The following is a 12439-nucleotide window of genomic DNA, read 5'->3' as shown; positions in this document are numbered from 1 at the left end:
GGGCCGTTCTTGTCGCTTGGTCGATGTGGGCCTTACAACGCGAACCCAATTGGTCATGATTTGCCGTCGTCATGAATCTCCTCCTTGTGCCTCAGAGGCTCGGGGAAGGTGTCCCAATAGTGCGATCTGGTCCTAAGCTTGACTGACCCACGGAAGCTTCAGATTGAAAACTGTCGGAAACTAAGCTATATATCTGACACATGGAGGCGAGCATGCAAACCACATCTCAAGCGATCAAGGCCTATGCTGAAGCGCTGCCGGAGGGGGCGACCCTGTCGGCGCGGGAGTTGTTGCACCTCGGAGAGCGTGCCGCGGTCGACCAGGCGCTGTCGCGTTTGGTTCGACGTGGGGAGCTTCTGCGTGTGAGACGCGGATTGTTTGCCTTGCCTGTGAAAACCCGCTTCGGCAGCCGGGCACCCTCGGTTCAGGCAGTGGTTGAGCACATTGCGAAATCAACCGGTGAGCGTGTGTCGCAAAGCGGGGCGTCGGCAGCGAACCTGCTCGGTATTTCGACACAGAATCCATCCCGTCAAGTCTATTGGACTTCCGGGCCGAGCCGTCATCTGAAGCTCGGAGCGCAAAGCGTCGAGCTTAAACATGTGCCGAGCTGGCAGCTTCGTGCGCCCAACAGCCGTGCCGGGCACGCCTTTCGGGCGCTTGCCTATTTCGGCAAAACCGAAGCTGCTCAGGCTTTGAGGCGTATCAAGGCGACGTTGAACGAAGAGGAGCAGCGCGAGCTTTTGAGCCTTCGAGCCTCTGCGCCAACCTGGATGGCCAAGGAACTTAGCGCGCTCGCGCCATCGCAATGACAGAAAGCCAAACTTACTTTTCCCTGTCGCGCGAAGACAAGATTGACGCGCTGGAAGTGGCCGCCTCGAAACTGGGGCGGCCTGCAGACCTGTTGGAAAAGGACGTCTGGGTCGTTTGGGTTCTTAACGCCTTGTTCGACAGTGATCTCGGCGAACACCTAGTTTTCAAGGGCGGAACGTCGCTTTCCAAGGTCTACAAGGCGATCGACCGGTTTTCAGAGGATGTCGACCTGACATATGACATCCGGCAGATCATTCCCGATCTGATCAAGGATCGAGACGATCCATATCCGCCAAACCGCTCGCAAGCTCAGAAATGGACCGAAGCCGTTCGGGATCGCTTGGGCGACTTGGTTGGGTCAAAAGTTGCCCCAATGTTGTCGGACAAGGTCAGTGCAGCGGCGCTCTCGGCAGCAATCCGTGTAGAAGGTGACAAGATCAATCTGGACTACGATGCGGTGCGCAGTGGCAGCGGATATGTTCGATCCTCGGTCTTGTTGGAATTTGGTGCAAGGTCCACAGGTGAACCGGCACAGCGTCACGAAGTCATCTGTGACCTCTCTAAGGGTCTGCCGGAATTGCTTACGCCCATCGCCACGCCTCGTGTGATGATGGCCGAACGGACGTTTTGGGAGAAGGCGACCGCCATCCATGCCTATTGCTTGCGGGGTGCGTTTCGAGGCGGCGACCGATATGCGCGTCACTGGTACGATCTTGATCGCCTGCAGGCTGTAGGTATCGCTGAACGGGCGCTGGAGGATAAGACGCTTGCACAAGATGTTGCGAAGCACAAACAGCACTTTTTTCGCGAAACCGATCATGCGGGTGCAACGATTAGCTATGCCGACGCTGTTTCAGGATCGCTTCGTCTGATTCCGGAGGGTGAGGCCCTGGAGGCGCTCGCCCAAGACTACCGGAAAATGCAGGAAGCGGGGCTGCTTCAGTCAGACGCAATCGCTTTCGATGACTTAATGGCTCGTCTGATGGTTCTTCAAGATCAGGCCAATACGCGTCCTGAGTGAGGTGGGGCAAGTTTCTTGCTTTCGGCGTCCTCGTGATCGCCAGAAGGTTCAGCTTCTGGCTTCGTTGCATACCCATGGTGAGCAAAAACGAAACACGTCAAACCGGCTTTCAAAGTGATCCCATCTTTGTTGCGGACTGCCGGGTGTCTCGAGCGGTGTTTAGTTTTTGTGATGTGCAAAGTTTAGGTGTTGATGATCTTGGCCCCTCCTGCCCTTTGGTCAGGACCGCGCCCTACTCGTCCGGCTGCGAGCAGCCGACCTCCCCGAGCTGAACCGCCGCCTCTCCCTGCGACGTGCTGCTGGCCGTGCCGTCTCCTCCGGAGCCAGCCCGACCAGCCGTCGCATGGTCGTGGCAACACTTCATCTCGGCCGTTCGGTAACGGTCTCTGGGGCGAGGTGGGCCGCCTCTATGGTTTCGTCCGCTGCGTCTCAGCCAGTGTTCCTCCTCACTTTGCCGGGCATGCTGTTCTGCCATCATTGACCGTAAGGGATGTTCGACTACCGCCGGATCGCACTGGCCGCTGCTGGCAAAAGGCCGGTGATCGGCGCGATGCGCAGATTGCAGGGCATTTGGGCGCGGCATCGGTTCCCGTTCGAAATCCGGGTGAGTCGAGCAGGGTATCGAGGCTTCGACGGTCTCCTTGATGCTGCCCTGCCTGATGACACACATCGCGGTGCCACGGATGCTAGCCGTCCCGGCGCGTAAGGCAAGGCTCGGCAAAGCTCGAACTCGTCCGGTGCGTCTCTCGGAGCGGAAGAGCAGAAAAGACGCCGCCCCTGGCATCTCCCTCGTCTGTTCACCCACATTCCTTCGCGGCCACCGCGCTTCTCCCGATGTCTGAGTTGCATGACATGCTGGTCGCAGCTGTCGTCCCGTCCACAAAGGTTGTCGCCGATCTTTTTCCCCTGACCCTGCGGGTCATTCCTCGCGAGGCAAAAAGACCGGCGCCTGCCCCTCTCCGCTGCGCTTCGCCTTCGGTGTGGCCAGGCCTTGGCCAGCTGCAAGGTGACCATCATTGCAACGCAAACAAGGAGAAGAGCAATGACCACGAACTGCATCAAATTCACCAGCGCCGACATCGAAACCGCCAAGGGTGTCGGCTCCATCTCGACCCTGACCTTCGACCTCGACATCACGGTCGAACCCGTCGCGAGCACGAACCCGATGGCCCCCACGCACCGCGTCCTCGGCCGCTCCCCGCGCGGCAAGCTGGTCGAGTGCGGCGGCATCTGGAAGAAGCAGAACAAGGAGACCGGCGCCGATTACTACACGCTGACCATCCGCGACCACGGTTTCAACGCCAACCTCGGCAAGGCCGCGAACCAGGACGATCTGTCCTTGCAGGCGATCATCCCCTGGGGCCCGAAAGACGCCGCCTAAGCCAAGGGCCAGACCGCTCCGGCGGTCTGGCTTTTTCTCGTTCTGAGGAATGGCAGCAGTTCGGGTCCGAAACCCGTGTCCGAAGAACGCGGCATATTTCGGACGCGGACATAGAGTCGGGCAGTCAGACTGGATAGGTCGCAGATGCGGCTCCGATCGCCCTGTTCGGTGACAGCGTGGATCGCGCGAACCCGAGGCGAACCCGAATGTCAGCAGGGAGAACTGGGAGCCAGCTGAGCGAGGCACGCGCACTCCTTCTCTCAGTCGAGCAACCCGCGCTTGGGTCGTCTTGGCGAAGCTGCCAGGGGCGCCGAACTCACCCTGTACCGCGAGGGTGTAAACCGCAGATAAACGTCATGCGTCCGGGGGGCAACGTCTCAAGCCAGGGCCACCGCCGCGCGCCTTTCCGTCGACCTGTTGGCCTCAGAGATCGCTAGCCCGGGGTCGAGCGGTCGGCAACGCCGGGGGCAGGTTTCTGGACGGCTGCGCCTTGAGCGCTGCGGTGCATCGCTCACAACAAACCTGCCCCCGGCGTGCTCCATTTCATTCCGCCCCGTGCCGGGTGCAGCCCGCTCTCATGCCCCCGGTCTTTTCCACGATCCGTCCAACGACGATCAACGGAAAGGATCACACCATGACACTCGAACAATCCATCGACCTCGCCGAACTGCAAGCCGACATGGCCTTCGATGCTTACCTCGCCGCCTTCGATGAAGACGCCCATCCTGAGTTCCTCGACAGCCTCGAGACCGAGGCGCTGATCGCCCGCAGCCGCTACGACGATCTGCGCAATCAGGGTCTGGGTCACTGACCCAGACACCCCTGCGGGTCTTCGGATCCGCAGGGGTTTGACGCTGATACTTACCAACATTGTGACGCCCTAAACGGGCGTGACCCGCGCCATCCCGCGCGGGCCGTCTTCGTGTTCCTGGTGCCCGACCCGTGACCGGCTCGAGCGCTCGGATTGCCTGACATCGCCTGCTGCTTCAGCACAAGTTTCAGCAGATTTTTTCGACCAAATTGCCGCGCATCAATGAGGACTGCGTCCGTTCCATGCCGCGCTGCGGAGCAGTCTTGAGTGCACCCTATTGCCAGCAAAAAGACACAACATACAAAACGTTATATTGCGCAATGTGATGTATTGAAGTATAAGCGAAGGAGAGAAGGAAGACGTTGGCAGGATATGGCCAATGTTTGCACATTTTGTCCGAGGGGTCTGTCATGGGCGTTTCCCGCAAAGCTGAATGCTCCGCCGCACGCGAACGCGACCCAGGGCAATCGCTGCCTCGCGCGCGTCTGCGCATGCATCCTTTTCTGGGAAGCGGGAGAACGTCCTAGTGCCGAGGCCAGCGAAAAACCTGAAGCTTGAAGAGCGCATCGAAGTCGCGCGGCGCTTTGCGGCGGGCGAAAGCGCAAAGGAGCTGGCGGCGGCGTTCGGCATCTCTCCGCGCCACGTGAACCGGCTCGCGAAAGAGCAGGCGGGCGAGGGCATCGCTGTGCGCGATCCGAGCGAGACGGTGGCGTTCCGGGCCAGCCGATCCGAGCTTGCAGCCTTCGATGCGGAATGGCACGAACGGGGCTTTGCCAACCGGTCTCAGGCGCTGAATGCGGTGCTGCGTGGGCGGTGTGGATTCCTCGATGTACCCCGTGATCTGCTCTCGGAATTCTGCGCCACATGGCGTCAGGCGAAGGATGTGAGCGACGCCGGATTGGTGCTCGCCAAGGCGGTCCATCGCGGTCGGCTGGAGGTCTCGGAGGCAGATCGCGCGGTGCTGATTGAACTGCTCGATCTGGCGCAGTCTATGAGCCGTGAGATGGGCCGGATGAAGGATGCGGCGCAGGCGCTGCGTCATCAAGAGTGGCCGCAAAAGGAAGAAGGGGAGGGGGCGGAGAGCGCGGTTCTGGAGGATGACCCGCGCGCGATCGGGAGCGGTCTGAGGTTGGTGCGTGAGAGTTCCGGTTCAGAATTGGATCGCCCTTCGCTGCCTCTCGGCAAGCCTCGAACACGAACGGCGATACCCGATGATTTTCTGAAGAACCGGAACTCTCGAAATGGCTGATCCTCTCGCCCTCTATACCTCGGTCATGGGTCGGCTTTGGGAGGATGAGCGCATCCGGGGTCAGGCCGCAGCGCGGATCGACGCCCGGCTGGCAGGGCGTCGGCAGGGTCGCAGTCTCACACGCGTCGGATCCCTGTCGGCGCGCAACGCGCTGAAGGCGGCGTCGGGTCAGAGCCGCGCGGCGGTCTTCAAGCGGATCCGGGCGGGAGGCTGCAAGACGCGTGCTTCGCTCAGGGCGCAAATCTCCTACATCAACGACAAGGCCGTCTACACCTACTCGACGATGACCAATGCGCTGACCGATGCGGCGGTGCTATCTGAAGAGCAGAAAGATGACATCATCGAGGATTGGGCCGGGACCTGGCGCGGCTCGACCAAGCTCGGTTTCACCTCCCACATGCTGCTGTCCTTCCCGACCGACGTGACGGTCGACCAGGTGCGCGACATCGCGATGGACTGGACGGAACATTTCTTCGAGAGCGGCGAATACGGCGACCAGTGGGACTATGTGCTCGCGGTCCATGACGACCGGGCGCACAAGCATGCCCACATCATCCTGAACAATCGCGGTGTCGAAGACGGCACCTGGTTTTCGTGTTGGGCCGAGGGCGTGATGTCGCCGCAGCTCATGCGCGAGAAGCAGGCCGAGATCGCGGAACGTTATGGCATCATGCTCGACGCAACCACCCGGCTCGAGCGCGGCATCTTCGAGAAGCCCGCCGGGATCGAGGAAATCTATCGCGCCAAGGAAGAGGCCCGCCTGCCGCGCGAGATCGTCATGACGGCCCAGGAGTCCGCCATCGCGCAGGGGCAGGTGGTGGGCTTTGCCAAGGACTACAGAAACCTCGCCGACCTGCTGGACCGGATGGATCAACGCCACATGGCGCGCGCCGTGCGCGGCATGGCGGACGGGCTCGGCTCCGGCACGCCGTGGAACTTCACCGAAGGAGAGATAGACATGAAGGACATCAAGACCGTCGGTGACGCGATCGACTATTCCGAGCGCACGATCGAGGCGCTGAGGCTTAAGGCCGAGGAACTGGACCCGGTCGAGCGTGCCGCTTTTGAAGCCAAGGCCGCGCCGATCATCGCGGACCTTTCGCAGATGGTGCCGGACCCTGACTTACGCGCGCGCTTCGGCAAGCAGCTCGAGGAACCCTATCCGCCGGGGGCGGGCAGCGAGGTGCTGATTGCCGCGCTGCAGTCCGGCAATGACGAAGGTCTCCGTGACGTCTTCGAGCGTGCCGACGAGGCTGGGATGGACAGCGAAGAGCTGGTGGCCCGGATTGCGGCGGGTGGCACGCGGAACTACGGCATGGCGCAAGACTGGGTCGAGCGCGACATGAACGCGGTGCTGGCCAAGGACGGTCTCAGTGTCGAGACGGCCAATGATGACCAACTGGATGCCGCGCTGGAAAAGGTCGACGGCGTGATGGACGCGTTGATGGAAAGAGCAAAGGAGATGGGCGTCGAGATCGGCCGGACCCTTGCCGATGAGGAGGAGGCGACTCTGCCCCTCATCGACGAGGATGACCGGACGCCCAATCCCTACTTGCAGGACCTCGCCGACATGTTGCGCGACGGCAAGCTAACCGAGGAACAGGAAGAGGTGGTCGAGCGGACCCTGCAATCCGAGCTATTCAAGGAGTTGGGCGAGGAGGGCTTGGCCGAGCTACGCCGTGGCAACTACCAGGTGCTGGATGCGGCCCTCCCGAGCAAGCTCGACCAGATCACTGTCACGCAGGAATTCCTGGAGATGACCTTCGAGGAAACGGGCGATCAGGTCTTCACCGACCGCGCCGCCGGATTGCAGCAGGACAAGGCGACCCAGGTCGCCCGGCTGCGCGGCCAGCAAGAGGCGCAGGAGTTGGGCCGGGATCTTGGCCGTGACCGCGGACTCGACGACGAGATGGAATTCTGAGGGGGATGACCGCCATGACCAAGACACTTCCCCTCTGGGCCGCGCTCCTCTTCGGCGTGATCTGCGGCGCTGTCATCGGCACCATCGTCGCTGCCTTCTACCTGACCCTTGCCCTGAAAACCGGCTTTGGCAGCTTCGACATGCTGGCGCTCTGGAAGGCCAGCGCAGGCACCCGCGCCGCACATCCCGAAGCCTTCAAGGTTGGCTTCGGCGCCGTCGGCTTCGGTGCAATTGGCCTAGGTGCGCTGGCGCTCGCCTGGACCTGGAAGAAGGAGCGGGACGATTACGGCTCGGCCCATTGGCAGACGAAGGCGGAGTTGAAGAAGAACGACATGCTGCAGGCCCCCGGCAAAGGGTTCGTCTGCGGCAAGCTTGGTGCGCCGCACTCCAAAGCCGAGTTCATATCCTCGACCACCATCCCGCATGTGATGATGGTGGCCCCGACCCGCGCCGGTAAGGGCGTCGGCTTCGTGATCCCGAACCTTCTGAGCTTTGCGGGCTCGGTTGTAGTGCTCGATGTGAAGGGTGAGAACTTCGAGAAGACCGCGCGCCTTCGCGCACTGAATGGCGACGAGGTCTATCGCTTCAGCCCCTTCGACTGGGCCAATGCCACGCACCGCTACAACCCGCTCGCGCGGATCGCCAAGGCCCCGATATTCGCACAGCGCTTCACCGAGGTCTCGATCCTGGCCGACCTCTTTCTCGACAAGGACAACAAGACACTCGACACCTTCTCCGAGGCCGGCAAGTCGATCTTCGTTGCCGCTTGTCTGCTGGCGATCCAGCGCGGAACGCCGAATCTTGGTGAGGTCAACAAGATCGTCGCGGGGGGCGAATACAAGAACGCCCAGTACAAGACCTATGCCGACGAGGCCGAGGAAGACATCCTGCGCGAGCTCTGGACCAACGCGGCCTCGGCTTCGTCGCGGCTTCTCACTTCGAACATTCAGGCGCTAATGACGGCCGGCCTCAAGCAATGGGACAACCCGGCGGTGCGCTCGGCCACCGAGGCGAGCGACTTTGATTTCTCGACCTTCCGCAAGACCCCGCAGTCGCTTTATATCGCGGTGTCCGAGGATCACATCGCCACCCTCGCCCCGCTCCTGCGCCTGATGTTCGCCGATCTCATCGCCTCGATCCGGCTCAACGAACCGGGTCCGGACGAACCCTGGCCCGTCATGATGATGATTGACGAATTCCAGCAGATGGGGGCGATGCCCTATCTCGAACGCGCGATCCATTCTCTGGCGAGCTATGGCGGCCGCGTCGCGATGATCGCGCAGTCACTGGCTTCGCTCGACCGGATCTACGGGCCCGAAGGCCGCGAGAGCCTCGAGAACGGGGCAGGGCTGAAGCTCTACATCACCCCGCGTGACCAGCGCACTGTAAAGGAGGTTTCCGCCGCGGTCGGCAGCACCACCCGCGAGGCCGTGACCCGCATGTATGGCCGCAACAAAGGATTCCTTGGCGCGACCTCGACCTCTGCTCGGCTGGAAGAACGGCCGCTTCTGTCGGAAACCGAAGCGCGCCTGATGGATCCCGACGAGGTGATCATCCTCGCTTCGCCCCAGCATCCGATCAAGGCAAGCCGGATCAAGTATTACGATGATCCGTTCTTCAAGAACATGCTGGCCCGGCAAGACGGCAAGCCGTTCCCCTATCCGCCGAGCGTGCAAGGCGTGGGACCTTGGGGCGGCGATGGTGGTGACGAGACCGGCGCAGACGAGCAGGCGAAACCGGCCGAACGCGCGCCAGTCCGGGATAGATCGCAGCGGCGCGAGGCGCGGGCGATGAGCGTGATGGCGTTGGAGGTCGGGCGCGGGCAGCCCGAGCCCGAGACGCTCGAGCGGGAAGCTGCGGTGCCGAAGGAATGGGAGGCGGCGCTCGACCGGCAGGAGGATTTCATCGAGGAGTTGTTGGGTGGGTGATCGCGAGCTGTCTGTTCATCCACAGCGCCAGCCAGTGCATCGAGCAAAACTCTTGCAAGAACATCAGGTTGAATGGCAGCTTGTAGCTGCAACCACAAAGATCTTAATGCGAGCAACGAATGATTGAAAATATCCGTTTGGCAAATGAAGGTGCGTACGATGCCGCAGGCACCGAACTTAAAGAGTTGAAGAAACTCAACTTCATCTTCGGCTCGAACGGTTCAGGCAAAACAACGATTTCGCGAATTGTCGAGGGCACGGGAACTTTCCCTGACTGCCAAATAACCTGGGCAGGCGGCAGTCCACTGGAAACCCGCGTCTATAACAAGGATTTTGTCGAGAAACACTTCGATGCGGAAAGCAACATCAAGGGCATCTACACTTTCGGAAAAAACGTTGAGGTCGCCGAGAAGATCAAGACTCTCAAAGTCGAAGCCGATGCTATCAAAGCGAAGCTCGGCAACCTCCGAAAGAACCTTAGTGGCGATGATGGAATTAGCGGGAAGAAGAAAGAACGAGAAGTTCTCGCAGCACAGCTCATTGAGGATGTCTGGGTCGCAAAGAAGAAATTCGATGGCCTGGACACGGCGTTCACGGGGCTCAACAGCAACAAGAAAAATTTTTGCGAGCGGTATCTCACAGAAGCGTCAAGCAACGGCGCTACAGTAAGGGATATTTCAGAGCTTCGTGAAGACGCCACGACTGTATTCTCGGGCGCGCTGACCAAGGCAACCGTTCTGCCCGATCAGGATGGTTCGAAGATTACAGCACTGGAAAGCTCGGCGATCCTCAAGAAGAGGATCATCGGCAAAGAAGACGTGGATATCGCGGCACTGATTGAAAAGCTCGGCAATAGCGACTGGGTACAACAAGGTCGGCAGTATTTCGACCAACTGGAAGACCAGTGCCCGTTTTGCCAGCAAAAGACAGATGCAGCCTTCAGGCAGAGCCTGGAGGCATATTTTGATGAGAGTTACGTTGCAGACCTCGCGGCGATCGACAAGCTGCTTGCCGACTACACCAGTGCCGCGAGAGACCTTCTGACCGCTTATGGCGCGTCAGAAATTGTTGAATCACCCTACCTTGATCGCGAAGCCTTCGAGAAGGATGTAGCAGCTCTTCGCTTGGCTCTCGACAGCAACGTTGAGCACGTCACGGCGAAGCGGAAAGAGCCTAGCGCCCAAGCAACGCTTATAGATACCGACCCGCTGCTTGCGGCGGTGAAAGTCCACATCGTGACGGCCAACAAGAAAATCAAAGCCAACAACGACACCATCGACAATCTTGCAGCCAGAAAAAAAGAGCTTACTTCGCAGATTTGGAAAAGGCTGCTCGAAGACACGAAGGCGATTTACGATAAATTCAAATCTGAAACAGGCGGGCTCGACAAAGCGATCAAAGGGCTTGAATTTCAGATAGAAACGGAAACCAAGAGCCTTTCGGAAAAGCAAGTAGAAATCGAAGAGAATGAACGCAAGATCACCAGCATCAAGCCAACGATCGATGAAATCAACAAGCTGTTAGGCTCATTCGGATTCACCAACTTCCACCTTGCCGAAAGCTCGACGAGTGGCTTCTACGAGGTCAAACGGGCGAATGGGAGCGATGCAAAACAAACACTGAGTGAAGGAGAGAAATCCTTCATTACATTCCTTTACTTCTATTACCTGGTCGGCGGGTCGTTCAGTTCGAGCGGCGGCACAAATGACAAGGTGGTAGTGTTCGATGACCCCGTTTCGAGCCTCGATGCGGATATACTTTTCATCGTCTGCAATCTAATAAAAGCTGTTGTCGCCGAAATGAGAACAGGTACCAGCCCGATCAAACAGGTCTTTGTTCTCACGCACAATATCTACTTCCACAAGGAAGTGACATTCGACAAAAACCGAAGAGCAGGCAAAAAGAAAGATGAGACGTTCTGGGTAGTGCGCAAAACGTCGCAGAGATCAGAGCTAATTTCTTTCGATGAAAATCCAATCAAATCGAGCTATGAACTGCTATGGAAAGAGGTCAGACAAAAACCGCCATCGGACACGGCCATACAGAACGTAATGCGCAGAATTCTGGAACACTATTTCAAGTTCTACGGCGGTATCACGCCCGAGGACATTATTGAAAAATTCGACGGCAGGGACAAGATGATCTGCAACACCTTACTCTCATGGGTGAATGACGGATCGCATTTTGCCATCGACGACCTCCACATGACGTGTGACGCAGGCCAGGTTGAACGATACCTCAACGTCTTCCAGAGAATATTTGAAGAGTCGGAACATGGTGGTCACTTCAAGATGATGATGGGTGATGACTACGTGGCACTTCCCATCGCAAGCGAAGCCGAAGCGCAGCAAATTGTGGTCGAAGCCGCTGCTCTTGCCGCCAATGCTAATGTGGCGACGACGGATAGCGCCGAAACAATGGTCGAGAATACGTCAGGCGGCAGCGAAGGCGCTGCCAGTAATGATGCTCCATAGGAAGGATACGGCGTCTTCGACACGAGCCCTAATTGCCATCAACTGCGCGTGAGCAAACTTGCCCGAAGAGCCGTGAGTGCCATCGTTGAAGACACGGAAGAGCTGGACAACGTTTTCCATGTCATCATCTACAAATGAAGTGGCGGTATCGTCGGCGATGCCGTGACGATAAAAGAAGAATCTAATTTTCGCGCGACGGGTGGGCTTGCCCTGTTGCGTGAGTTCGCAATCAGGAAGCGCGTTCTTTACTTCCTCGTCAGCCGCAAATTTCTCAAGAATTTCTGTCAAGAGTTCGCGGGCGCTAGTGCAGAAATGACGAGCGGCATCTGGATTTTGGGGGCTAAGGGCAAACAGAGCGCCATGCCAACGATCAAAAACGTCTTGAGAGATGGCTTTGAGAATATCGTCAATGCCAGATTCGAGCAGAGAGCTTTCGCTTTGCTCTTCTGGCGTCTCTCCATCCAGCACATTCATCACTGCCGCCGAATTGGCAGCTTCACGTTCGGAAAGATCAAGAAAGCGGTCAAACCGCTCATCGTAAGCCTGCGCCTCTGCACGGCTCTCAAGAGTCGTGTATGAGCGCTGGACTGTTGAGACTGAAGTCCTGAACGTCACATATTGGGTCTTGGATGAGTTTCGTTGGAGCTTCTGAATTTCTCTACGCAAGCGATCCCTGTTCGCCCTAACACGCGCGTTATGGGTACGAACCTTAGAGTTGTAAGTACGGATTTCCTGGTTGAGCTTGTTTACAGCCTGCTTGTATTTCGATTCAGCCTGTCGGATTTTGGATTGCGCTTGGCGCATCTTGCTGCGGAACTGTGAAGGAGTAATTCGGCGAGCCATC

General features: G+C 58.8%; 9 protein-coding genes. 8 read left to right on the top strand and 1 reads right to left on the bottom strand.

What is annotated here, in order from left to right:
- Nucleotides 1-212: 212 nt before the first annotated feature.
- The 8 genes from TRIHO_RS20815 (at nucleotide 213) to TRIHO_RS20775 (ending at nucleotide 11595) form a co-directional block, all read left to right on the top strand.
- Complete coding sequence (locus tag TRIHO_RS20815) at nucleotides 213-809, top strand: DUF6088 family protein (RefSeq protein WP_068248387.1); 597 nt, start codon at nucleotides 213-215, stop codon at nucleotides 807-809.
- Nucleotides 806-1831 (top strand): nucleotidyl transferase AbiEii/AbiGii toxin family protein, encoded by a 1026-nt coding sequence (locus tag TRIHO_RS20810; protein WP_068248366.1) that lies wholly within the window; start codon nucleotides 806-808, stop codon nucleotides 1829-1831. Before TRIHO_RS20815 ends, TRIHO_RS20810 begins: the two co-directional genes overlap by 4 nt.
- Nucleotides 1832-2873: 1042 nt before the next feature.
- Nucleotides 2874-3212 carry a DUF736 domain-containing protein gene (locus TRIHO_RS20800; RefSeq protein WP_068248363.1) on the top strand — a complete coding sequence of 113 codons (339 nt, stop codon included), beginning with the start codon at nucleotides 2874-2876 and terminating at the stop codon, nucleotides 3210-3212.
- Nucleotides 3213-3846: 634 nt separating this feature from the next.
- Complete coding sequence (locus TRIHO_RS23990; RefSeq protein WP_165595939.1) at nucleotides 3847-4023, top strand: hypothetical protein; 177 nt, start codon at nucleotides 3847-3849, stop codon at nucleotides 4021-4023.
- Between the two features lie 433 nt (nucleotides 4024-4456).
- Entirely contained in the window at nucleotides 4457-5272 is an 816-nt protein-coding gene (locus TRIHO_RS20790) for a helix-turn-helix domain-containing protein (protein WP_232367855.1), read from the top strand.
- Complete coding sequence (locus TRIHO_RS20785; RefSeq protein WP_068248359.1) at nucleotides 5265-7193, top strand: relaxase/mobilization nuclease domain-containing protein; 1929 nt, start codon at nucleotides 5265-5267, stop codon at nucleotides 7191-7193. Before TRIHO_RS20790 ends, TRIHO_RS20785 begins: the two co-directional genes overlap by 8 nt.
- Nucleotides 7194-7207: 14 nt before the next feature.
- Nucleotides 7208-9121 (top strand): type IV secretory system conjugative DNA transfer family protein, encoded by a 1914-nt coding sequence (locus TRIHO_RS20780; RefSeq protein ID WP_068248385.1) that lies wholly within the window; start codon nucleotides 7208-7210, stop codon nucleotides 9119-9121.
- A 119-nt stretch (nucleotides 9122-9240) separates the two neighbouring features.
- Nucleotides 9241-11595 (top strand): AAA family ATPase, encoded by a 2355-nt coding sequence (locus TRIHO_RS20775; protein WP_068248358.1) that lies wholly within the window; start codon nucleotides 9241-9243, stop codon nucleotides 11593-11595.
- Here TRIHO_RS20775 and TRIHO_RS23440 read toward each other — a convergent pair.
- On the bottom strand, nucleotides 11554-12438 hold the full coding sequence (locus TRIHO_RS23440) for a pPIWI-associating nuclease domain-containing protein (protein WP_082705262.1): 885 nt from the start codon (nucleotides 12436-12438) through the stop codon (nucleotides 11554-11556). The genes TRIHO_RS20775 and TRIHO_RS23440 overlap by 42 nt on opposite strands.
- Between the last annotated feature and the right edge of the window lies 1 nt (nucleotide 12439).

The organism is Tritonibacter horizontis (assembly GCF_001518015.1).
GTDB classification, from domain to species: Bacteria; Pseudomonadota; Alphaproteobacteria; order Rhodobacterales; family Rhodobacteraceae; genus Epibacterium; species Epibacterium horizontis.
Note: the sequence above shows the minus strand (reverse complement) of the source record. Positions and strands in the feature narration are given on the sequence as shown.